A 22,156-nucleotide genomic window follows, 5' to 3' on the forward strand; every position below is an offset into this window, starting at 1 on the left:
CTATTGCGCAATGGTATCCAGTAAATTTATCCCGGTAATCTTAGCCATAGCTTTTCGGTAAGCATCAACCTTAGCAGGAAACGTCAAGCCTTTAACAATGGATATACCGCGTAAAACGGGAAACAGATGAATATCATCGACGGATAGCTCACCGTTACAGCTTTCCGCTGATTGAATGAGTTTATCCAATTTGGCTAAGTCTTGTTCCAATTGTTTGATTAATTCAGGTGTTTGCTGCATAGCCTGAGAGAAGCTACCGATAAAGGCCTCTTTTTTCTGGATAAAGTATTCACGAGCCGCAGGCGTTTTAAATTCGCAGAAATCCGCTTTGGCATAGCGCGGGATGAGTAGCTTATTAACGTAGGTATAGACCTCTTTTATCCAATCTGCGATGGCTGGATTTGTTTTCCCCGTTAATGTTGGTGTACCGAAATTGTCATCAACATAATGCACAATATCCATGCTTTCCGGCATATAGCTGCCATTATCTTTTTCCAGAATCGGTGCCATTTTTTGTCCGATCATGCTAATTGGCGTTTTTTCGTCATCGCTGAGCAAAGTAATTAACTCAACCGGGATTTTTTTGATGCCAAAAATCATGCGGGCTTTCACGCAAAATGGACAGTGATCGTAGATATAGAGTTTCATATTAGTCTCCTTAATTCATCGACAAGGGATAGTATAGGTTTAACTCAGAATGAAGTAGGTTGCTATTACTATCTGCCGAATAACGTGGTATTGATGGTATTGATGGTATTGATGGTATTGATGGTATTGATGGTATTGATGGTATTGATGGTATTGATGGTATTGATGGTATTGATGGTATTGATGGTATTGATTATGGGTGTGATGGGCTAATTTTGTTGTTTTTATTCAATCAGTAGAATGTTATTTCCAGCAATGAAATGAGGATAATAATGAAAGCAGACCGAGTGGTTAGCCTGCTTTTAGGTTTAAGCCATGGGACTACATAATTCAATTAATATGCCCGATGGAGTACGAATATAGGATACGGTTTGTCCCCAAGGCATCACTGCCGGCGCTTTCAGTTCAGTTGAACCATAAACAATCGCGACATCGTGGGTTTGCTGAACATTCTCAGTGACTAGCGCAATTTCAATTCCTAATGGCTTTTCGGATGTGCCAGCGCTGATATAACCATTCGGGAAATGGCTATTCCCCAAATCATGAGAGGCGAATGCTAGTACCGTTTCGCCGGTATCCAGTTCACCATAAGTTCCGGTATCGTGTAAGAAGCGCGTTTTCATATTAAAGGCTTCATTAAAGAAGTGAAGGTTTTTCTCCACATCATCAACGTAAACAATGGTGTATCCAAATTTGACCATAATATCATCCCGTTTGCTTATGCCGTTGGTCATAGCATTATGGCTAAAAAATGGGGGAATTCTAGAGTAGGACGGTAAGAATATGTGTTCTGTGATTCGTCTGATGGTCAGTTGTGGAGGTAGGAACCTGATATCAGAGATTCAGGTTCCTGATATATCCGCGTTTAACGCAGGTGAGCTGGCCGACTACCCCGATAGTGGTTATATCCATTTGAGCGGTAAGCCGGGCGATAATTGCTGTTATATGATGGCCTATATTTAGACGAATGATAACGATATTGATAACGCACATTAGGATTGTAGCGATGGTTATAATAGCGTTTATAGCCGTTGTAGTTTGACCCATTATAATATTTGTATTTATGCGCATTATAATGGCGTTGTTGATAGTTATGGTTGTTGTATCCACGGTAATCACGGTGATCTCTGGCATTAGCGAATGAACAAAATGACATCGCTAATAAGAAAATAAGCAGTGTTTTTTTAAGCATTATCCGTATTCCTAAGCAAGTGGATCTATAGTCAATCATTACACTTGCTAAGAAATCATCAATAGCCCGAAGCGTGTTTTACGCTTTTTTTACGCTTGAGATACGTAAAACTGAGAAAGGGTATTGCGCTGTGCTGATTATCGTTAGAAAAAGAATCATGCAAGGTATTGAATAAAATATATTGAGAATGTGCAGGCTAAAAACAACTCCTCATTCCGATATTGCTGAAATGAGGAGAGATAAGTTAAGGGCTATATATCCAGGCGCTTAGCCTGCCATTTTTTTGATTTCCAGCGCCAGGTATTAGTCAGACCACGTAGCCATTCATCACAGGCAAAGCCAATCCAGATACCGATAATGCCCATTTCCATCTTGATACCCAGATAATAGCCAATGGGAATGGAAACGCACCACATAAAGAACATGGCCGTATACAACGGGAATTTGGCATCACCAGAAGCACGTAGCGCATTGACCATGACAATATTCAGCGTCCGTCCCGGCTCTAAAAATACCGAGAGTAAGAATAGTGGCAACAGCATGTCAATGATACCGGCATCTTTGGAGAGAAAATGCATAATGTTCATATCCATCAGCCAGAATACGGCGACCACAATCACAGTAACGCCAACCCCGAGTTTCAGGCTGCGGAATGTTTGACGGTAGGCATCTTCAAAGCGCTTGGCGCCAACCAAGTGACCGACAAATATCTCATTACCAATGCTCACGGAAATACCAAACAACATCACAAACAGGGCTAGCTGGAAGTAAAGCGTCTGGGCTGCCAAGGCGGTTTCTCCCATCAGACCGATAAAGGCCAGTGCGGTCATGTATTGCAGGATCCACACCATATTTTCGCCGGCGGCGGGTAAGCCGATATGCAAAATCTTTCCTAATAAGTCTTTTGACCAGTTAAAAAATTCTTTTATTTCTAATCGGATACGTAAACCGTAGTTCAGCAAGCAGGCCAAGAGGATGACGCAAATGATACGGCCAAATACCGTAGACCAAGCCACACCAACCAGACCTAAATCGAACACGTATAGCACCAGAATATTGCCGACAATGGTAATCAGGTTAACGATTAAGGTGACATACATTGCCACTTGAGATTTACCATATACCCGTAAACAAGCGGCTAAAATCAGTGAGACGGCTTCAAAAATCAGACAAATGCCGAGAATATGCAGATAGTCAAAACCATCTTCCATGAGGTGTTCAGGCATGTTCATAATATTCAGCGCTTTATAACCAAAGAAGAAAATGGTCGTGGCGCAGAACAGCCCAAGCAAAAAGTTAAACGCAATAGAAATATGGATGGCTTTTTTAGCCATGTCCATTTGGCGAGCACCCAGATATTGAGCGATAACCACGCTACAGCCAACGCTGATAAAACTGAAAATAGTAATACACAGGTCAAATACTTGATTACCCACTCCCATGGCGGCTAAATAGGATTTAGATACCTGACTGACCATATAGGTATTAATCAACAGCGTTGAAAAGTGTAAAAACAGATCGATAAAGATCGGCCAGCTCAGAGAAAACAATGAGCGCTCTGTAACATCATGGTGATGCATTAAAAAATCCTAATACTTTGTATTATCAGATAACGTCAAAATGGACGTTGAAATCAGTAAGAAGGGGTATGGAACCTGGCGTATTGTATCATTATTCAGCGAATAGTCTCTATTCGCGTCAGTTTTTATTAAAATTAATGATTTTCGCCCCGGTCATTCATGACAAGGGCGAAATATAGATACTTTTTATATTGATTGTTACCTGATCATGGCGTTGGTTTTCATAAAATAGATCTCGTTATTGTTTCTGGATTGTTGGTAGCTATCATGTTTGACCGATGTTGAAATGGTGCCATCCAGCTTAATTGTGCCAAATTTATCGTCATTTTTCTTTTTGACTAGTATGGCGTTAAATCGCTTATCGTAGGAGAGCCACTCGTAAACACACGGCTGTAGTATTTTTCCCCGAATATCACCTAGGCCAATTAAGCTGTTATAACCGGTAATCCGGTTTTGATTATCCCGTTCAATGCTGGTGGGAATAATTTTACGCAGAGTTAAAGTGTCAGCTCCTTGGGTCACTGGCTGAATGTCAATATATTCGATCGGATAAACGAGTCGTTGTTGATAACTATCGTATAGGCCTTTGTAGACCAGTCCCTGACTTCTATGCGCCACGAAAAGCAGACCATTTTTGTAGTCACTGATCTTTTCGTAAATGTCATCCAGCAATTGTTCTCCTTGATAACTAATAAATCCTTGCTGGTTCATTTGGTTGGTGACCAGATATCCCGAGCGAGTTGGACGTACTTGACGATATTTAGCCGGTATAATCATTTTTCCTGTGGCATCAATGATCCCGCTAATATCGCCGTTAGCGGTAAATATTTTATAATGTTGAAGGTTATCGGGGGTACCTTGTACGGGCTCTACTCGGTAATAGCGGTAGAGATGATCGGCGATAAATTGGCTTGAATAGGGATTGGCCTGAATCGGAGAAAGCAACCTCAAGGAATGAATAAAGTCTATGTGGGCATAGAGTGAACTATCGTCGTAACCAGGATCGAATTTTATCTGATAGGTGAGCCCGCTATCATATATGAAATAGTAACTGTGATAGTTGTTGTAATACGCTTTATCCTCGATGACCAGCGCATCCTGTGAGCGATAAATCAGTTTATAACGGTCATGATTATACTCGGTAGACAATCTATCAATAATGACTTGCTGGGCGGCATTGATATCCCCTTTACTGACTTTTATGGTGGCGTAGCTCATTTCCGACAAGGGAAAATGACTATAGCTAAATTGGCTATACGTATTGTTCTGTACTAATAAATGCGTTAGTTGCAGGCTCTTGGTGATTTCTTGCCGTAGTCGTTGTTCCAAATTCTGAATATTATACAGAGAACCATAACGTTGCTTGAACTGTGTGGGTTCTATCTCTGCCGCGCTAATATTAAATAAGGTACCGGTATTTTCTGGCGATAAGGTACGTAGTACGGCATATTTTTTGGCGATATCAGCCATGTCGTTATGGTCTGGGATGCTGGTTTCAGCAAAGGTATAGCGCTTGGCTTCCTGGCTGTAGGTATAATAAAAAGCGGTTAACTGCCCCTGCGTATTGTAATAAATAGCACCGTTATTTTCGCGATAAATAACCGCCTCGGGCGTGTCAGTTTGCTCAGATAGCCAACTATCAAAGTCGAATAATGATTTCTCACTAATGGTGCTAATTAGACAGAGATCGTCATTATTACTGTGATAAACATGGGTAGTTTCATCTTCAATATCGATATAGACACTATCAAACCAGCGATAGTAAGTTCCGGATTTTTGCTCACGAATACTTTGACCTACCGGTAATTTTATTGACAGCGTGTTCTGATGGGTGAGTTGTCCAACAAAGTCCTGAATCCCCAGGGTTTCTATGGTTTTTTTCCCTTGAGAATAGTCAATATACGGTTGATTCATGTCGAACTGGACGTGCTGAGTATCCGTCGATTTACCGCTAGTGCTATTAACGGACATCCGTAGAAATGTTGTTGAACAGTCAACCGAACTGCAGGTGTCATTCATTATTGGTATCGGTTGGATCTTTGGTGCTTGTTCGTTAAGCGGTTTGACTGTGGTGTGATTTATGGCCTCAGACTTATGCTCAACGTTAGTTTTTTGTGCATTTTCGCTTAAATTTTCAGCAGTGTTTTTGTATCTGTTGTTGATATCCATTTTTTCAACAAAATAGACTTCATCCTGAGTATTAGCCAACCCTGAGGCAGGAAGCGACAGGCTAAATGCTAATGTTATAAGAAATATCAACTGATTAAACATAATTTCTTCCGTAGACGTATTCAATGGTTCAGACATCAAGGTCGGTCCACAGAGCAGTGCTCTGTGAATATAGAATAAAACGCAAGGAGACGTTCTTGATTGTTATTACCGACGGCGGAAGATTAGCATAAAATTAATAAGCCAACTGCTTGAATTAAAATTAATAATTATTCAGGAAAACGAAGTTGGCGTATCATGGTTTTAGGTTTCATCTGAAAGTATTGCCAATGGATGAACAATGATTTTTTTCTTCTGATAAACTGCCATTTATTAGAAGAATAGGGTATTAGTGTTAAAAATTATCAATAAAATAGGGATGATTGTGACTAAGAAAATTAGAGCAGCCGTTGTCGGCTACGGAAATATAGGGCGTTATGCTATTGAGGCGCTGAATGCGGCTGAGGATTTTGAAATAGCCGGCATTATTCGGCGCAGTGCTGGTCCTGTTGCAGCCGAACTGGCCGCTTATCAGGTGGTTGATTCTATTGATAAGTTAGAGAATGTTGATGTAGCGATTCTCTGTTCGCCAACGCGGGCAATTAAAGAGATTGCTCAGCAGATTCTGGCCAAGGGCATTAATACCGTTGATAGTTTTGACGTTCACTCTCAAATTGTGGATTTGAAGAATACGCTGGCGCCGATTGCCAAAACACACAATGCTGTTTCGATTGTTGCTGCTGGTTGGGATCCGGGTTCAGACTCTATTATCCGTACCTTGATGCTGGCGATGGCACCGAAAGGCATTACCTACACCAACTTTGGCCCGGGCATGAGCATGGGTCACTCAGTGGCAGCAAAATCGATTAAAGGTGTAAAAGATGCTTTGTCGATTACTGTACCGCTGGGAACGGGTATCCATCGTCGATTAGTCTATATTGAGCTGGAAGCAGGGGCTGATTTTGCGACCGTTGAACGCACCTTAAAGGCTGATGATTATTTTGCGTCTGATGAAACGCACGTTAAGCAGGTTGACTGTATCGATAGCCTGAAAGATATGGGGCACGGCGTTCACTTAACCCATAAAGGGGTTTCTGGTGCCACGCAGAATCAAATGTTTGAATACTCAATGCGTATTAATAACCCGGCATTGACCTCGCAGTTTTTAGTATCTGCTGCACGGGCAACCACTAAGCTGCCAGCTGGCGCTTATACGGTGATTGAAGTTGCCCCAATTCATTTCTTACAGGGCGAGACAGACAAGCTGATTGAACGGTTGGTGTAACACCGTTTTATAGTGGAATCACTAAAAGAAAAACCCGGGATTTTCTGTCGAGAATTGCGGGTTTTTTATCTTTATTAAATCTAAGCGGTTTTGCATTTAACGAGGAACCCGTAATCCACCCTCAACCCCCTTGGGACTAAACATAATCTGCCAAAGTTGGATATCTCGAGCGCGAAAAGCACCGGCACAGGCGTTCAGGTAATAGCAGAACATGCGTTTAAAACGCTCATCATAGCGATCTGCAATCTGATTCCATCCTTGCATAAAGCGCTTATACCATATCATCAGGGTGCGATCGTAATCAGCGCCAAAATTGTGTAAGTCTTCCATAACAAATAGCCGTTCACTGGTTTGAGCGATATTAGCGATGGACGGTAAGCAACCGTTGGGAAAGATATATTTATTGATCCAGGGATCAACGTTGTCCATGGTTTGCTTAGAGCCAATAGTATGTAGCAGAAATAGCCCGTTAGGCTTCAGATTACGAGATACGACATTGAAGTAGGTTTGGTAATTTTTAGGTCCGATGTGTTCAAACATACCCACGGATACAATACGATCGTACTGATTATGTAAATCGCGGTAGTCCTGCAACAGTATTTCGACATCCAGTTCGCCGCAGCGTTGTTGCGCTAGCTTTTGTTGCTCTTTGGAAATAGTGACACCCTGCACGGAAACCCCATAATTTTGAGCGGCGTAGGCTGATAATCCGCCCCAACCACAGCCGATATCCAGCAATTTCATACCTGGTTTGAACTGTAGTTTTTCACAAATCATCTTCAGCTTGGCTTGCTGTGCCTGTTCCAGCGTCTCTGCCTCTTTCCAGTAACCACAGGAATACTGCATATAGGGATCGAGAATCAGATTGAACAGATCGTTTCCCAAATCGTAATGTTTTTTACCCACCATCCAAGAGCGACGTTTGGACTGACGGTTAAACAGGCGGGCACCGGCGATGCGTAGCAGGTCTTTGAAGCGGTTCGGAATACTTTTATCTAACCCGGCCCGCAAAATACGCTGGAAAAATATATCAAGACGCTGACAACTCCACCAGCCATCCATGTAGCTTTCCCCCAAACCGAGAGAACCCTGCTGTAAGACCCGTTTAAAAAACTGAGGATTATGCACTTCAATATCAAATGGGCGGGGACCGTTAATTTCAATATCTGCTTTTTGCAGTAGCTCGCTGATAATGCGGTACCACGGGTTGTTTTGAATGGTTATGTCTTCTACACATGGTGAGCTCATAGTTTCTCCATTACTTTATTTTGGATGCTGAGATCAGCGGCCATAAGACCTGCATGGTCAGCATACGGATAGCCAATACCGGATGAGTAGTGGACTACCGAATCATTCACATTGGTTTAATTGCCAAAAATAAAGAGAAATACCCGGGAGATGTAGCCAAGACGGGTGAACCGATCCATCAGTTGAACAGGGGCAATATCCATTGCCTGCAAGACGTTTTGTGATAAAAAAGTTTTAGTAATGTTACGTAAGAGTGCTTTTCCAGTATAGGGCTGCTGAAGGGAAGACTCAAGATGTGATTGGGCTCACGATTGGATTTTTTTGCCGATGCGGATTAGCTGAATGATTGATTTAGCATTTTATGCAAAAAATTTTCAATTGATAAGGCGTTTTGCTATGAGACATAGCCAGAGAGTTTGGTTAAATTCCTTTTATTTGCCTGAACCGGCCTGCAACGTTATCTTACCGATTATAAAAAATAAAACATCAGGAGTTCATCATGATCACCATTACCCGGGAAAAGCTGATTTACGCGATGTCTGCCAGCAATCCACCGGTATGTCGGGTGCCGCCTAAGACAGATATCTGCTTCCAAACCTGCGATTGCTTTGAAGATCAGATCGAATCTAAAGATACGCCGTTTAACGGTCTGGATTGGAACCGTATAAACCCGGCAACCGGGCCGGTTTATATTGAGGGAGCTCAACCCGGCGACATACTGAAAGTGACGATTAAAGCCATTACCGTAACGGCCAAGCAAGCGGTGATGGTGACTATGCCCCAATTGGGCGTGTTAGGTGATGAGCTGACTCAGGCTGAGGTTAAAATCGTTCCTTTGCAGGATGGCTTTGCCCATTTACCCGGTGGCATACAATCTCCACTCAAACCAATGATTGGCGTGATTGGCGTCGCGCCAGAGGGAGAAGCCATTTCCTGCGGTACGCCGGATAAGCACGGTGGCAATATGGATAGCAAAATTATCCGTCAAGGAGCAACTCTATGGCTGCCGGTTAATGTGGAAGGGGCATTGTTGGCGTTAGGGGATTTACATGCCGGTATGGGGGATGGTGAAGTCTCAGGCTGTGGACTGGAGGTTGCTGGTGAGGTGGTACTTTCTGTCGAGGTGATTAAAGGTAAACGTTATCCATTGCCAATGGTGATTGATGAGCAGTATGTTTACACCATCGCTTCAGAGTTAACGGTGGATGAAGCCGTTACCAGCGCAACTAAAAATATGACCAATCTGCTGGTGGAACAGGGTAACTTGACGCGTTCTGATGCCATCAGCTTGATGAGCATTGTTGGTGATTTGCAAATCTGTCAGGTAGTGGATCCTTTGAAGACCTGCCGTTTTGCTATGCCGCAGCAAGTGATTCAGCAACTGGGCATTAAGCTGTAGTCGGTACACGGGTCTGTATTCAGGCCCGTCTTTTATGTTCTAGCCAGTATTCAATCACCCTAACTATATACTGCTTCTCCTCTTCCGTTAGCGGCTGACCTTTACCAATACGATGCCACTTTTCTAAACAGCCTCGACAGCAGGTGGCCGTAGCGTGTTGAGCAATAAATACCGGATGGCCTTTCCACGGCGTTTGTTTACCATCTTTAGCCGGAAAAGCGGGAGCAAGACGTTGTTCGACAAAGTCCCGAGCGTGAGAAAGAATTAACGGTATCCCTTTATCCACCAAATAAGCGGCGTCTTTAGGATTAAGATAAAACTTAGCGCGAAAGTTAGAACGCTGTAACTGAGCCATTAACAGATCGAGGTTTTGATACATGATTGGCCTGACGGTTGGGGTGAGAGTTAAGTGCGTAATGTAACGGGGATAAAAATAAAAAACCGTATCGCTCTTAGCAAGATACGGTTTTAATCAGTATGGCTATTAACGGCTTAATTAGGCTGTATGCGTATTAAACTTACGTAATTTAAAGCCTGCATAAAGCTGCAACAGTCCATAAACCAGTACGATTGCACCAATCCAGATAGTGGTAACAATTAAACCAGTAATAGGCTGAGATATCAGCAAAATCCCTAATAAAATAGCCAAAATACCGCTGAGAATGATTAACCACTCGCCTTTAATCTGATTACGCACCTGAATCGCAAATATAATCCGATAAATACCGGCGATGATTAGCCAGACAGCGAGGAACACCAACATGACATTGGCGGTAATTGCTGGGTTATAGAGCGTTATGATGCCGAAAATAATCGAAATAACGGCATACAAAATCAACCAACCTTTGGATATGCTGGTTTGGGTGGTAAACAATGAGGCCAGGGTAATAATCCCTTCAACTAAAGCAAGTAAACCGATTGCCCAAGCAATGGCTAACACCGTAGATAACGGTGCGAACAAGGCGGATATACTGAATAATATCGCGATGATGCCGTACACAACTAATATCCACCAGTTGCGGGATATTTTTCCAATGACGTCTTGATTCATTTTTCCCTCCGTTGATTTGTAAACAATTTGTTCTTATTCAGTATAGTCCTCTGAGGGTGGTTTGATAGCGGTTTGTTAAAAATAGTGAGTGAGTTTTCAATGGGGGTTAAGGGGGAGGGTGAGACTCAACGAACGGTCAACGGTATCGTTTCTCAGGCCTTTCGTGGTAACAGCGGTTTCAAACGGACTCATTACACCTTTATCATTCGTCCTGAGCTGTGGTTGTTAACTCTAACTGTGGGTATTAACTTAAGGATGAGTTACAGATATTAAGTAATATAATACTGGACATCCTACTTAGAGGTAATAATGATTTGGTATGTGGCTAGCATAATTATGAGTATTTTTAAGAAAATGAGAAGTAAAAGAAAGCTTTCAGATATAAGGTTTTTTGCTGGTTGAAGGGAAATAAGAAGAAAATGCCATTAATAAAATAGTTAGGTTGATATATTATAAGAACGGTAATGGATTTTTACTCTATTTTATAGATGAAATAAGGGGCTATTGGATTCTGGTGAATATTGAAATTATCTCGATTTGGGTTGCTTTTATTGTTGGTGTTACTTTATTAATAAGTATGTTTTTTTGCAGGGGGAAATTAGGCAAAAAGATAAAGGAGTATTTTAAAAAATTATGTGATCTTTTCTGGGGATTAGGATAACAGCTTAATAGTATGCTTTTTGAACATGACCAAGGAAATTATCGGGCTAAATCGAACTCACAGGTTCATTGCCCTTATCAAGTTAATAATTAGAACCCTTAATCCATCGTTCAGATGTTATCTTCAAAAATATGTCTTTGAGTTGTAGTGTTGCCACCTAATTGAATAATAATTGATATTAATATGAGTAAAATAGTAACTACGGAAGATAATATCATAACATCAATTTATGATAATAAATTATGTGGGATGAAGTTTAACTTTGATGGTAGTCAGGTATACATCAAACCTCAGTTAATATTGGATATAGATTATAAAAAATAGAGTGATTACTTTGAGTTAAAAGATAAAATCATTTTCCATATTTGTCCTGCAAACCTAATTTTTGATGGAGTAAGCAGTTTTAATATGAATTTATCTTCTGATATTGAAGAATTAAATCATTATAAAGCTGATTGTCTGTATATCTCTAACATAGAAATAAAATCTACTGATAATAATATCATTTTTATAAAAATAACATTTTGTGATGATGTCGGTTTTATTGAGTTTTACACAGATGATGTATTCTTACTGATAGATGAAAAGAAAACTTATAAGATCGATGGGAATTGTATTATTCTTATTAAATTAAGAAACAATATCAATGAAGTGTAAGTACATCCGTTTTAGTTCCACGTACTTTTTGAGATTTCCGGGTTTTCAGTCCTTAGCCGGTATTCTTCCGATGTTAGGTTATTCAGGGATTCATGAGGTCGCTCGCTGTTATATTCATTCAGCCAGCAATCTGTGATTTTCCGTGCTTCATTCAGCGTTCCGAACAGATAAAAATCCAGTATTTCTGTCCTGTACGTCCGGTTAAACCGTTCGATATACGCGTTTTGTGTCGGCTTATCTGGCTTGATAAATTCTAGCATCACGCCATGCTCTTCAGCCCATTGCACCAGCGTCAATGATATCAGTTCCGGTCTGTTATCCATCCGCATCTTCAGCGGATATCCTCGGTTTGCCACTATCCGCTCCAGTACCCGGACGACGCGCTGTGCCGGGATATTCAGGTCAATTTCTATGGCCAGAGTTTCGCGGTTAAAATCATCTACGACGTTAAAGGTTCTAAAACGTCGGTTACAGAACAAGGCATCGTGCATAAAATCAATGGTCTAGCTCTGATTGGGTGTTTCGGGCGTTGCCAGCGGAGCCGGATTACGCACCGGCGGTCGTTGCTTACCTTTACGACGGAAATTCAGTTTTAACAGGCAGTAAATTCGGTGCACACGTTTATGGTTCCGCACATGCCCCAGCCTGCGAAGTACCTGAAACAGTTTTTTAAATCCGTAACGTGGATAACGCTCAGCTGCTTCAGTCAGCGCCTGAATCACCGGTTCATCACGTCGCGTATCCGGTTGGTAACGAAATATACTGTCCTACTGAGCGAGAACGTCCTACATGCTTGGCGTATGCTCATCGTAAACTGCGAGGTCAGATAATTGACGAGCTCACGCTTTATCGCCGGTTTTAAAGCTTTTTTTGATGACGTTCTTCAACGTCTGCCATTCTAAATTTAAATCGGCAAACAGCTGCTTCAGGCGAGGATTCTCATCCTCAAGATCTTTGATTTTTTTGATATCAGCAGCTTCTATACCGCCATACTTCGCCTTCCAGTTGTAATAGCTGGCTTCAGAAATAGCGGCCTCACGGCAGACATCTTTCTTCACCGTTCTTTCTGCTTCAACAGATTTAGGAACGGCAATTATCTGGTGCTTTGTGAATCGGATTTTACGCATGGCGATCTCCTCAGGGGGCATAACCAGTATGTCAGAAGATCTCTAAAAGTGAATGGGCCGTTTTGATGGGGTACTTACAAATGTTGTGCTTATTGATAGACAATTGGATGTTTAGATGCACGTAATTAGCCTTTTCGGTTTGGTGTTTTTAATCTCTGCGCTAGTTCGTGATTTGCTACTGGGAGTTGAACGACTTTATAATTGATTGAATCTTTCGTAGTCCAGTTTATGTGTCAGGAGTTTATATAGTATTTAACCTTATATATGATAAATACTATATATAATAAAGATAGAGCTAAATTAGCTTATATTTCATTGGTTCTGGAAATAGTAAGTCGAAGTTTTTTTGATCTATTTTAAATAATGGTCCTTTTTCACTTACCCTATTGTTTTTACTAGATCGTTTAATAAGATGGTCCATTGTAATCACGCCATTTTGTATTAATGGTATTAATTGATTTAATAATGGAGCTTTTGTATGAGTCACTGAAAGTAATTGAAAATACTCAATACCATTAACAAATGTACTTGATACCTCAATCCAAAAAGTTTCAGCATGTTTTTCTTTTAAGCGTTGTCTTAAAAGATGCCCACTCCAACTAGCTATATGTTCTTTATATTTTAGTTTTCCATTCTCAGTTTGCGTTGACCATTCTTGTAACTGATCATTATCAACTTTGAATATAAGGCTTTGACTATTTGGCTTCTGGCTACTTATAGTACAATAAAGCTTAAAGTCTTCTTCACGAAAATAACCAAATTTATCGAGAATTTCAGCACTTTTCTTATATGGGCTAAGCTCCCATTGAGCGACTTGGGCAAACAATGTTGAACGGTTTTTTGATGATCCACGTCCCGATTTTAATTCAATTCCTTTATAATCAGGAAGTTTACTAGAATTGGCTATAATTCCTAATGCATGTTCGATAGACATTCCGACAGCAGTATCACCTTGATGTGTTGCTTGAATGGGCTGTTTCGCCAATATTCTTAACTTATCTAAAAGTTCGTTCGCAACAGAGTTACTTTCATATAAATACTCATTTATAAATGTCTTTATTATATTTGAAGATTGCAATTCGGTTTCAAGATTTACTTCACTAAGATTTAATAAATAAAGGCTATCTTTAAAAACAATAATAGCGACTTGAGATCCTGCTGAAGCAAATTCACCTAGGCCGGAGAACCACATTCTAGGATCGCCTTTTTTGGCTTTAGGTCGATATAAACTAACCTTTGATTCAATTCTCTGTGTAGGTGTAAGAAAATAAGCCTTTTTCTTTACGCCATGTTCATCGGAACCTTGTCCTTGCTGTTCATAGAAATGGAGGTTTGTAAGTTCAAAGTGTGTTCTAACTGTTTGTGTCGCATCTAAAATACTCTTTTTTAAACCAGTTATAGTCGGTTCAAACATAGAGAACTCAATAGCAAGTTGAGCTAATTCTTTTTTATTATTAATAACTTTTAATTTTAAGTCATCATCAAGATCTTGTTGCCGTTCATGTTTTATGTTCAGTTCCTCTTCCTCGCTTAATTCAATGTCGTCATCATGAACAAAGTCCATTGAAACATCGGGGGTAGGAACAGTTAATTTCTGATTTAATTTATACGCATTCGTTACAGCTTTCCAATTACCAAATTTATTTTCTTTGGCAACCCTCTGTAGCGCATCATCTTGGCTTAGATGACTATATTGTTTTTTTAATTTTTTAGCTTGTTGCTTAAATCGTTCATATTGTGAACGCGTAATTGTGGGTTGTTTGGACATGTATTCCTCTCTGTAACAGAAGTTTCAAAAACATATACATGCACCAAACTTACTGCCCATAAATAAGTTAAAAGTGCAATGTGAAACTAGTTATTACAGAGAGGACGCGGAGGGTCTTTACTTGCTTGGGCTGAAGGCTTCTCTCTAAGCCTTATTTCTCAGAATATCGAGACATCTCGAAAAAGTCAACTAAACACATAATAATCACCTGGACTTTTATCTTTTTTTAGATTAAAATGAATTTCATTGTTGTGGTACTGTTTATTTATATAGGTGTTAATTGAGAAATTCTTCTTTATTCAATCATATAGAATTATTTGCTGGGTGTGGCGGCTTATCGTTAGGCTTAGATAAGGCAGGTTTTGAGTTATTATTGGCTAACGAATTGTCCCCTATGGCTGCGGAAACATTCTCGTATAATTTTTTCAACGAGGATTTTCAGCAATTAGCGAGAGATAATCAGAAACCTGAGCATGCTTATTGGATTAGTAGTCAATTTGAAAATTTATTGCAACGTCTAAGAGAAAACCCTTTCCAGTATCCATCTTATTCATTTGATAATACTGATTTGCCGGAGGATACTGAGCAATTAAAAGGCAATTTAGTTATTGGTAATATTATTCAACTTAATAAGTTATTAGAGAGCAATAAAGAGTTACTTAATACAATCAAAAATGGTTTTCATGGTGAAGGGGTCGATTTGGTTTCCGGAGGGCCTCCTTGCCAAAGTTTTAGTATGGCTGGCTTAAGAGAAAAAGATAGTGATAAAAATACATTACCTTGGGAATTTGCTAATTTCGTTGAACATACTCAACCTAAGATTGCTGTCCTAGAAAATGTAACTGGCATTCTAAGAGCATTTTCAGATAAAAAAGGAAATTTATTTCATGCTTGGTTTGAAGTAGCCAAAGTATTTGCCTCTAAAAAATATATCCCGTTGTGTTTGCATGTTAATGCCAGATTTGTTGGAATTCCCCAAAATAGGCCCCGTTTTATTATGATTGCGGTACGTTATGATATTTTTGAGCAATTAGAAAAAACATTTGGGGATGAGAGCGCAGAACGGAAATTGTTTGAACAATCTAAAACTTTCTATCATCTAGTACAAAACGAACCAAAGAAAGCAATATTTGGTTCTTTACCTTATTTTGATGTGACTAAACCTAATGCTTTATTATTATTTAAAACCTCGTTTTTACATCACTTGGTTGAGCATAAAACTGTCTCAGTCAAAGAAGCTTTGGATGATTTAAAAATACATGAACCGAGTAAACAATCAACTTTTATTAAAACATTAAATAAAACATTTTTAACAATATTGCAGAAAAGAGATAAAGTTTATAATCATGAATATCGTAGTAACAGCCCCTATGTTCAACGGCGTTTTCGATTATATCAAGTGATCCAGCAGTGTAATGATACAAATATAAAAAAAGCAGTTTTTAATATTTTAAAGGGTGATGTAAATATAATTACTGATTCGATATGGGACAGACTTAAAACTTTTGAGTATTTAAAAGAAGACAATCAGATGGGAAAATTCTCATCAAAGTCAGAGTTTATTCGCTATTTGCAAGCTCACCCTACAAAAAAACAAACGCAAAAAGCATTAGATGCCAATGCACCAGCACCAGCTGCTTTATCTATCCCTGATGATGCTTGTCATTATGACCAAAAAGAGCTAAGGGTTTTAACAGTAAGGGAAATGGCGCGTATTCAGTCTTTTCCAGACAATTTTGTTTTTAGGTCTAAGACAACAACTGGGGGGCAAATGCGCAAATTTGAAGTCCCTCAATACACTCAAGTAGGAAATGCTGTACCTCCATTACTTGGATTAGCATTAGGTAAATGTATTATCGAATTACTCAATAAATTACAAAAAAGTGAAAACTCACTATTAAATTAAAAAGTTACAGTAAATTATGAGATTCAATATAGTTCTAATATTTTAATTCCAACAGGCTCAATTAATTGGTACATAGAACTGAAAACTTTCTTAGCTACTTCAGAAGTGAGTTGGTAATTATACACATACAAGAATTGTATTAATTATGACTGTTAATATAGAAGCTTTAATCCATAATTTGGGGAAAACATATTAAGAAATATTCGATATCGGTTCTGTAGATAAAGAAAAAGCCTTGTCGCCATAAAAGAAAAAGGACTTACAAAATAAATTGTAAGTCCTTGTTTTATTTGGTGGAGCTGGCGGGAGTTGAACCCGCGTCCGAAATTTCTACACCGTCGGCACTACATGTTTAGTCTGGTCTTTACATTCGCCTACCAGCTGCGGACAGACACGCCACTAATAAACTAGCTTGATTAGTTTTAATGCTTCAACCCCAAGCAAGGCATCCACACGATCTCTTTTGGTTTTGACCTCTCTTGATCCCCGTCCTAAGAGCGGAGGCTAGGGAGAGAGGGCTCTAAGCAGGTTATTAAGCTGCTAGTGCGTAGTTTTCGTCGTTTGCGACTATTTTTTTGCGGTTTATTAACGAGGCCTACCGCACCTCGACATGCACCTTGGGTTTCGCAAATCCCGTCGAATCCAGAATCAGCCCCAATAGTTTGGTCATTATAGCAAGAAGATGAGTACTTTAACCAGCGTTAGATGAAAGTGAGGTTAATTAGTTATTGGGTAGAGGGTTGGCGTATAAAATAGGTTCTATCGGGAAAGGGGGAAAGATGTACTCGGTGCCGCCAACGGTGGTTTAGACGCTGCTGGCGGCGAGTTTGGCTTATTGTTCAGTTCTTATCGAGCGTGAGTTATTTATCCTGCTGGCAATCCAGCTCTTCATCACGTCGGGTCAGATACAGTAAAACCAGAATAATGGTGACGAAGAAACGGAATGCATCAGGTACGCCGTTCCACTGTTTTGACATCCACATGCCGAACCATTCACCACCTACTGACATAAAGCCAACTTGCCATACCAGAAAGCCAAGGGTTAGGCCCAAAATGGCGACGTTTTTCTTTTTATTAAATACAGAAGCTGATGCTTTAATATTTTTTAACAGAATAAAACCACCAATCCAGCATAACAATGCAGTTAGCGTTTCGGCTGCAATAATCGCCACATAGCCAGCAGTATGCATCCAAGGGGTTTCGATGCTGCGGTATTTGATGGTGGCATCAGGGAAAATCGTGTCCATGGAAAAGACGTGGTATACAAAGGCGAAGTTAGTATTAAAGTCGGTAATATTGCCAAAAGCCACCAGGCTGGCAAAAAGGGCGATGGCCATAAGCATGGATATTTTGGATAAACGGGTGATCATAAGTCTTTCCTTGGTGTTAATAAGTTAATGCTGATTTTGTTGATGAAATTGATCTAAATTATTACACAATGTTTTTTTATTGTTAATTTTTTAATGATGAGATCAACGTGCCCTTTTAAACATGGGTCAACATAGGTGGTGAAATTGATAGAACAAGTGAAGAGAATGCAATGATTTACAAAGAGGAGATTTAAAATGGTTAGTGAATTGGTGGTATATCAGAGGAGTATCAATAAGCAGGCAAAGTAAAAATGCCTGCTTAATAATATACGCTCAGCAACTGAAGAAAGAGGTTAACGACCTGCATTCTTCATAATTCGCGACTGACTCACTTTCCATTCGCGATCTTTAATATCGGTACGCTTATCATGCAGCTGTTTACCTTTTGCCACACCGATCTTGATTTTGCTCCAGGCATTTTTCCAGTACATGGAAAGCGCCACAATGGTATAGCCATCACGGTTAGACAGGCCGAACAGTTTATCCAGCTCTTTTTTGTTCAGGAGTAATTTCCGTGAACGGGTTGGATCGCAAACAATATGCGAGGAGGCCACGTTTAATGGCGTAATGGTTGCGCCAAATAAATAGGCTTCACCATTACGAAATACTACGTAACTGTCACTGATATTGGCTTTACCGGCGCGTAAGGATTTTACTTCCCAGCCTTGCAGGGCTAATCCAGCCTCGATCTCTTCTTCAATGAAGTATTCGTGGCGGGCGCGTTTGTTCATCGCAATGGTAGCGGAACCGGGTTTGTATGCTTTTTTCTTTGTCATAATGCTTTTATTATACTTAATGCTGATTTGAAAGATATCCCTCAATCCCGCTACCGATAAATTTTTATGTTACTTTTCACGTGATACCAGATATTAACGTAGGTATGGACAGCGGGATTGTTTAATCATCTGCTCAATTATGGTCAGCGCAGCAGGCAAACCCCGGCAAGTTTTTTGGTCAGAAACTGCGAAGGTGGTATGATTTGCGCCGTTAATTTTTTTACCCATTCTCAGAATCATTGATTAGGAAATGTAATGCAGCGTATCAAACGTTCGGCACTGGTCAATTATAGCGCCGGGCAAATGTATAAACTGGCTAATGATGTTCTTTCATATCCGAAATTTTTACCCGGTTGCGTAAGCAGTCGCATTATTGAACAGACTGACACCACCATGACGGCATCCATAGATGTTGCCAAGATGGGGATTCGTAAAACGTTTACTACCAGTAATCAGATGGTGAAAGATTCAGTTATTGATATGACGCTGGTGGATGGTCCATTTCGTACTTTGCAAGGCGGTTGGCTGTTTACTCCGTTGGGAGACGATGCCTGTCGTATCGAATTTAATCTGGAATTTGAATTCAGCAGTAAACTGATTGAAATTGCGTTTGGTCGAATTTTTCAGGATTTGGCGTTGAATATGGTGCAGGCATTTACTAAGCGGGCGAAAGAAATTTATGGCTGCTGATCTCCAGATTGAAGTGGTTTATGCCTTGCCGGAACGTCAATATATCAAGACGTTAACCGTGCCGCAGGGAACCACCGTTGAGCAAGCCATACTGGCTTCTGGCATTCTTGCTGAGCGTAGCGATATTGATTTAGCGGTGAATAAGGTTGGGGTGTTTAGCCGAGGGGTTAAATTGGCTGATGTATTGCAAGATGGTGATAGGGTAGAGATCTACCGTCCGTTAACCGCCGATCCAAAAGAGTTGCGGCGTATACGCGCAGAAAGAGCAAAAAATAAGACGCCTTAAGGCGTCTTATTTATTTGAAATCGATTGTGTAAACGATTAAATCGTTACTCATCCCGCTGTTTCATCATGGATGTATCGTTATTGATGCTGGTCAGCGTACCGCCGCTATTAAACGTTAGGGTCAATGTTTGCTGAGTAACGTCCTGATGTCCTGGCTGCTGACGGAAGACGTAGTACCAAGTATCGGAACCAAATGGATCTTGCATCAGTGGTGTACCCAGAATATAAACCACCTGTTGTTTGGTCATGCCTTTTTGCAGTTTGGAGACTTCAGCCGGCGTTAAGAAGTTACCCTGATTGATATCCGGGCGGTAAACCACTTTTTGAAAGGTGGAGCAACCGGTTAACAGAATTCCAATGGCCACCACAGCGGCAGTCAACAATTTGCAGCGCATAATAGTACTTTCCTTTAAAACACAGGCTGTCGATGATAATAGACCTTGCGACATTTGGAAACCTTTAGTGTTTGTTTATCACGGTCATGTGATAAAAAGTTATCTTCACTTTCCATAATGCGCGTTGGTATGACCCTGATTTTAGCAAAAAGTTAGCACCATGATTTATTTTTTATTCATCGAATCAGGCGGCCAGCAGTTCACGGGCGTTAGCCAACGTATTACGAGTAATTTCACTGCCGCCTAGCAGACGAGCCAATTCCTGTAAGCGGGCGTTTTTGTCTAGTAATAGCATTTGAGTTTCGGTTTCTTCGCCGTCGGTTTGCTTACTCACATAGAAGTGTTGGTGACCGTTGCCGGCAACCTGAGGTAAATGTGTCACGCACATAACCTGAGTCGATTCACCTAACTGGCGTAATAGCTTACCGACGATGGCGGCGGTTGGGCCGCTGATACCGACATCAACTTCATCGAAAATTAACGCTGGGGTATCCATTTTCTTGGCGGTAATGACCTGAACGGCCAAGGCAATACGTGACAGTTCACCGCCGGACGCGACTTTTGATAGTGCCTGTAACGGTTGTCCTGGGTTAGTGCAGACGCGGAAATCTACCCGGTCTGCGCCTTCAGCATTCAGGTGTTCCGGTTGATAGTTCACTTCAATAGTCAATTGGCCGTGTGGCATAGAAAGTGAGTGCATGCTATCGGTAATCAGCGTGGATAGTTCGTTAGCATAATGTGTACGTTGAATATGCAGTCGTTTCGCTACTTCCAGAGCGTGTTTATGATGTTCAGCGACAGCCTCAGTTAGGGCTGCATAATCGTTGTCACGTTGACTGATGAGTTGTTGTTCTTCCAGCAGTTGCTGGTGAAGCTCAGGCAGTTGTTCAGGAGCGATATGGTGTTTACGGGCAAGGGCTAACTGACGTGATAGACGCTGCTCTAATTCATACAGGCGAACCGGATCCATTTCCATCCGCTCGGTGTAGTGGCGCAGTTCTTCACTGGTTTCACTGATCTGAATCGCGGCTTCTTCCAGCATACTTAGTAAACCACTCATTTTATCATCAATGGTGATGAGCTCTTGTAGGCTGTGTTTGGCGTGATTAAGCAGGCTCAATACGTTTTGCTCATCGTTTTCAGCCAGTATTTGTAGGGCTTCCTGACTTAACGAGAGTAGCTGTCCACCGTTAGCCAAACGCTTATATTCTTCATCAATTTGCTCATATTCTCCAGCTTGCGGAGCAAATTCGTTGAGTTCTTTTAGCTGATATTGCAGTAACTGCTGGCGGGATTCCTGCTCCAGACTTTGTTGCTGATACTGAGCCAGTTCGACACAGCTTTGGTGCCATTTTTGGTATGTTTGCTGCATCTCAACGGTTAACTCAGTTTGATGAGCATAGGCATCCAGCAAATGTTTTTGGTGATCGGGTTTTAGCAGGAGTTGGTGCGCATGTTGCCCATGAATTTGAATTAGTAGTTGACCCAGTTCACGCAGTTGAGAAACCGGTACCGCCGTCCCGTTGATAAAACCACGGGAGCGCCCGTCGGCACTGATCACTCGACGAAGTAGACACTCTTGCTGGTCATCAAGCTGATTATCTTCCAGCCAGCGGCGCGCTGCCGGCGTGTCTTTTAGGGAGAAACGGGCACAGATATCCGCTCGATTGGCGCCATTGCGTACCATGGCCGCTTCTGAGCGGCTGCCCAGACACAGCCCTAAGGCATCGATAGCAATGGATTTACCGGCGCCGGTCTCTCCGGTAATGGCGGTCATCCCTGCCTGAAAGTCGATTTCCAATTCACGAACAATAGCAAAATTGCTGATGGTTAACTGTGCCAGCATGATTATCTTCCTGTACCAGACCATAACTGTAATTACATACAGTATAAACTGGTTTTTTATACA

The 22,156-nt window shown here is 40.9% G+C and carries 21 protein-coding genes, 1 other RNA gene and 1 pseudogene; 8 read left to right on the top strand and 15 right to left on the bottom strand.

Annotation, left to right across the window (positions count from 1 at the left end; all coding sequences use genetic code 11):
• Nucleotides 1-648 (bottom strand): glutaredoxin 2, encoded by a 648-nt coding sequence (gene grxB / locus EL341_RS04495; protein ID WP_126467102.1) that lies wholly within the window; start codon nucleotides 646-648, stop codon nucleotides 1-3.
• Between grxB and EL341_RS04500 the strand changes: the two genes are divergently transcribed.
• A complete protein-coding gene (locus EL341_RS04500) occupies nucleotides 625-861 on the top strand; it encodes a hypothetical protein (protein ID WP_126467104.1) in 237 nt (78 codons plus the stop codon). The genes grxB and EL341_RS04500 overlap by 24 nt on opposite strands.
• 95 nt (nucleotides 862-956) lie before the next feature.
• Here the strand turns inward: EL341_RS04500 and EL341_RS04505 are convergent, their stop codons facing one another.
• The 4 genes from EL341_RS04505 to EL341_RS04520 form a co-directional block, all read right to left on the bottom strand.
• Nucleotides 957-1,349 carry a VOC family protein gene (locus EL341_RS04505; protein WP_126467106.1) on the bottom strand — a complete coding sequence of 131 codons (393 nt, stop codon included), beginning with the start codon at nucleotides 1,347-1,349 and terminating at the stop codon, nucleotides 957-959.
• 164 nt (nucleotides 1,350-1,513) lie between these two features.
• Nucleotides 1,514-1,840: a hypothetical protein gene (locus tag EL341_RS04510; protein WP_126467108.1), complete on the bottom strand. Its 327-nt coding sequence runs from the start codon at nucleotides 1,838-1,840 to the stop codon at nucleotides 1,514-1,516.
• A gap of 251 nt (nucleotides 1,841-2,091) precedes the next feature.
• Nucleotides 2,092-3,420, bottom strand: coding sequence for an MATE family efflux transporter (locus EL341_RS04515; protein ID WP_047780249.1), 1,329 nt, complete (start codon nucleotides 3,418-3,420; stop codon nucleotides 2,092-2,094).
• Between the two features lie 198 nt (nucleotides 3,421-3,618).
• Nucleotides 3,619-5,727, bottom strand: coding sequence for a WG repeat-containing protein (locus EL341_RS04520; RefSeq protein WP_126467110.1), 2,109 nt, complete (start codon nucleotides 5,725-5,727; stop codon nucleotides 3,619-3,621).
• Between the two features lie 280 nt (nucleotides 5,728-6,007).
• On the opposite strand from EL341_RS04520, the gene EL341_RS04525 reads away from it, so the two are divergent.
• Nucleotides 6,008-6,913, top strand: coding sequence for a diaminopimelate dehydrogenase (locus EL341_RS04525; protein WP_074820577.1), 906 nt, complete (start codon nucleotides 6,008-6,010; stop codon nucleotides 6,911-6,913).
• A gap of 96 nt (nucleotides 6,914-7,009) precedes the next feature.
• Here the strand turns inward: EL341_RS04525 and cfa are convergent, their stop codons facing one another.
• A complete protein-coding gene (gene cfa, locus EL341_RS04530) occupies nucleotides 7,010-8,161 on the bottom strand; it encodes a cyclopropane fatty acyl phospholipid synthase (protein ID WP_126467112.1) in 1,152 nt (383 codons plus the stop codon).
• 502 nt (nucleotides 8,162-8,663) lie between these two features.
• Between cfa and EL341_RS04535 the strand changes: the two genes are divergently transcribed.
• Nucleotides 8,664-9,560, top strand: a complete 897-nt coding sequence (locus EL341_RS04535) for an acetamidase/formamidase family protein (RefSeq protein WP_126468237.1) — start codon at nucleotides 8,664-8,666, stop codon at nucleotides 9,558-9,560.
• Nucleotides 9,561-9,579: 19 nt separating this feature from the next.
• Here EL341_RS04535 and EL341_RS04540 read toward each other — a convergent pair whose 3' ends face one another.
• On the bottom strand, nucleotides 9,580-9,939 hold the full coding sequence (locus EL341_RS04540) for a DUF4186 domain-containing protein (protein ID WP_074819966.1): 360 nt from the start codon (nucleotides 9,937-9,939) through the stop codon (nucleotides 9,580-9,582).
• A gap of 117 nt (nucleotides 9,940-10,056) precedes the next feature.
• Nucleotides 10,057-10,611 carry an HdeD family acid-resistance protein gene (locus EL341_RS04545; RefSeq protein WP_126467114.1) on the bottom strand — a complete coding sequence of 185 codons (555 nt, stop codon included), beginning with the start codon at nucleotides 10,609-10,611 and terminating at the stop codon, nucleotides 10,057-10,059.
• 99 nt (nucleotides 10,612-10,710) lie between these two features.
• On the opposite strand from EL341_RS04545, the gene EL341_RS17775 reads away from it, so the two are divergent.
• Together EL341_RS17775 and EL341_RS04555 are read left to right on the top strand one after the other, a co-directional pair.
• Nucleotides 10,711-10,884: a contractile injection system protein, VgrG/Pvc8 family gene (locus EL341_RS17775; RefSeq protein WP_408634897.1), complete on the top strand. Its 174-nt coding sequence runs from the start codon at nucleotides 10,711-10,713 to the stop codon at nucleotides 10,882-10,884.
• Nucleotides 10,885-11,680: 796 nt separating this feature from the next.
• A complete protein-coding gene (locus EL341_RS04555; protein WP_126467118.1) occupies nucleotides 11,681-11,929 on the top strand; it encodes a hypothetical protein in 249 nt (82 codons plus the stop codon).
• 11 nt (nucleotides 11,930-11,940) lie between these two features.
• Here the strand turns inward: EL341_RS04555 and EL341_RS04560 are convergent.
• Together EL341_RS04560 and EL341_RS04565 are read right to left on the bottom strand one after the other, a co-directional pair.
• Nucleotides 11,941-13,056, bottom strand: a pseudogene (locus EL341_RS04560) (IS3 family transposase).
• A gap of 295 nt (nucleotides 13,057-13,351) precedes the next feature.
• Nucleotides 13,352-14,824 carry an MvaI/BcnI family restriction endonuclease gene (locus EL341_RS04565; RefSeq protein WP_126467120.1) on the bottom strand — a complete coding sequence of 491 codons (1,473 nt, stop codon included), beginning with the start codon at nucleotides 14,822-14,824 and terminating at the stop codon, nucleotides 13,352-13,354.
• Between the two features lie 280 nt (nucleotides 14,825-15,104).
• Here EL341_RS04565 and EL341_RS04570 point away from each other — a divergent pair, with 280 nt between their 5' ends.
• Nucleotides 15,105-16,730, top strand: coding sequence for a DNA cytosine methyltransferase (locus EL341_RS04570; RefSeq protein ID WP_126467122.1), 1,626 nt, complete (start codon nucleotides 15,105-15,107; stop codon nucleotides 16,728-16,730).
• A gap of 291 nt (nucleotides 16,731-17,021) precedes the next feature.
• Here EL341_RS04570 and ssrA read toward each other — a convergent pair.
• The 3 genes from ssrA to smpB form a co-directional block, all read right to left on the bottom strand.
• Nucleotides 17,022-17,386, bottom strand: a transfer-messenger RNA (tmRNA) gene (gene ssrA, locus EL341_RS04575).
• Nucleotides 17,387-17,590: 204 nt separating this feature from the next.
• Nucleotides 17,591-18,100 carry a DUF2165 family protein gene (locus EL341_RS04580; RefSeq protein WP_047780307.1) on the bottom strand — a complete coding sequence of 170 codons (510 nt, stop codon included), beginning with the start codon at nucleotides 18,098-18,100 and terminating at the stop codon, nucleotides 17,591-17,593.
• A gap of 293 nt (nucleotides 18,101-18,393) precedes the next feature.
• Nucleotides 18,394-18,876, bottom strand: coding sequence for an SsrA-binding protein SmpB (smpB, locus tag EL341_RS04585; protein ID WP_074820575.1), 483 nt, complete (start codon nucleotides 18,874-18,876; stop codon nucleotides 18,394-18,396).
• 255 nt (nucleotides 18,877-19,131) lie between these two features.
• On the opposite strand from smpB, the gene EL341_RS04590 reads away from it, so the two are divergent.
• Nucleotides 19,132-19,566 (top strand): SRPBCC family protein, encoded by a 435-nt coding sequence (locus EL341_RS04590; protein ID WP_047780308.1) that lies wholly within the window; start codon nucleotides 19,132-19,134, stop codon nucleotides 19,564-19,566.
• Complete coding sequence (locus EL341_RS04595; protein WP_047780309.1) at nucleotides 19,556-19,852, top strand: RnfH family protein; 297 nt, start codon at nucleotides 19,556-19,558, stop codon at nucleotides 19,850-19,852. The genes EL341_RS04590 and EL341_RS04595 overlap by 11 nt, the downstream gene beginning before the upstream one ends.
• Nucleotides 19,853-19,896: 44 nt before the next feature.
• On the opposite strand, the gene bamE is transcribed toward EL341_RS04595, so the two are convergent.
• Both bamE and recN read right to left on the bottom strand, forming a co-directional pair.
• Nucleotides 19,897-20,247, bottom strand: a complete 351-nt coding sequence (gene bamE / locus EL341_RS04600; RefSeq protein ID WP_047780310.1) for an outer membrane protein assembly factor BamE — start codon at nucleotides 20,245-20,247, stop codon at nucleotides 19,897-19,899.
• A 184-nt stretch (nucleotides 20,248-20,431) separates the two neighbouring features.
• The gene (gene recN / locus EL341_RS04605; protein ID WP_047780311.1) at nucleotides 20,432-22,093 is read right to left on the bottom strand and encodes a DNA repair protein RecN; all 1,662 of its coding nucleotides are present in this window, start codon (nucleotides 22,091-22,093) and stop codon (nucleotides 20,432-20,434) included.
• Nucleotides 22,094-22,156: the final 63 nt, after the last annotated feature.

Source organism: Pragia fontium (assembly GCF_900638655.1).
Taxonomy (GTDB): domain Bacteria; phylum Pseudomonadota; class Gammaproteobacteria; order Enterobacterales; family Enterobacteriaceae; genus Pragia; species Pragia fontium.

What these genes read in the sequence shown, in the direction of transcription:
- EL341_RS04590 (WP_047780308.1), top strand. Translation starts at nt 19,132, where the DNA reads ATGCAGCGTATCAAACGTTCGGCACTGGTCAATTATAGCGCCGGGCAA.
- EL341_RS04545 (WP_126467114.1), bottom strand. Translation starts at nt 10,611, where the DNA reads ATGAATCAAGACGTCATTGGAAAAATATCCCGCAACTGGTGGATATTA.
- EL341_RS04505 (WP_126467106.1), bottom strand. Translation starts at nt 1,349, where the DNA reads ATGGTCAAATTTGGATACACCATTGTTTACGTTGATGATGTGGAGAAA.
- grxB (WP_126467102.1), bottom strand. Translation starts at nt 648, where the DNA reads ATGAAACTCTATATCTACGATCACTGTCCATTTTGCGTGAAAGCCCGC.
- EL341_RS04565 (WP_126467120.1), bottom strand. Translation starts at nt 14,824, where the DNA reads ATGTCCAAACAACCCACAATTACGCGTTCACAATATGAACGATTTAAG.
- EL341_RS04595 (WP_047780309.1), top strand. Translation starts at nt 19,556, where the DNA reads ATGGCTGCTGATCTCCAGATTGAAGTGGTTTATGCCTTGCCGGAACGT.
- EL341_RS04580 (WP_047780307.1), bottom strand. Translation starts at nt 18,100, where the DNA reads ATGATCACCCGTTTATCCAAAATATCCATGCTTATGGCCATCGCCCTT.
- smpB (WP_074820575.1), bottom strand. Translation starts at nt 18,876, where the DNA reads ATGACAAAGAAAAAAGCATACAAACCCGGTTCCGCTACCATTGCGATG.
- EL341_RS04525 (WP_074820577.1), top strand. Translation starts at nt 6,008, where the DNA reads ATGATTGTGACTAAGAAAATTAGAGCAGCCGTTGTCGGCTACGGAAAT.
- EL341_RS04540 (WP_074819966.1), bottom strand. Translation starts at nt 9,939, where the DNA reads ATGTATCAAAACCTCGATCTGTTAATGGCTCAGTTACAGCGTTCTAAC.
- EL341_RS04520 (WP_126467110.1), bottom strand. Translation starts at nt 5,727, where the DNA reads ATGTCTGAACCATTGAATACGTCTACGGAAGAAATTATGTTTAATCAG.
- EL341_RS04510 (WP_126467108.1), bottom strand. Translation starts at nt 1,840, where the DNA reads ATGCTTAAAAAAACACTGCTTATTTTCTTATTAGCGATGTCATTTTGT.
- EL341_RS04555 (WP_126467118.1), top strand. Translation starts at nt 11,681, where the DNA reads ATGAATTTATCTTCTGATATTGAAGAATTAAATCATTATAAAGCTGAT.
- EL341_RS17775 (WP_408634897.1), top strand. Translation starts at nt 10,711, where the DNA reads ATGGGGGTTAAGGGGGAGGGTGAGACTCAACGAACGGTCAACGGTATC.
- cfa (WP_126467112.1), bottom strand. Translation starts at nt 8,161, where the DNA reads ATGAGCTCACCATGTGTAGAAGACATAACCATTCAAAACAACCCGTGG.
- bamE (WP_047780310.1), bottom strand. Translation starts at nt 20,247, where the DNA reads ATGCGCTGCAAATTGTTGACTGCCGCTGTGGTGGCCATTGGAATTCTG.
- EL341_RS04515 (WP_047780249.1), bottom strand. Translation starts at nt 3,420, where the DNA reads ATGCATCACCATGATGTTACAGAGCGCTCATTGTTTTCTCTGAGCTGG.
- recN (WP_047780311.1), bottom strand. Translation starts at nt 22,093, where the DNA reads ATGCTGGCACAGTTAACCATCAGCAATTTTGCTATTGTTCGTGAATTG.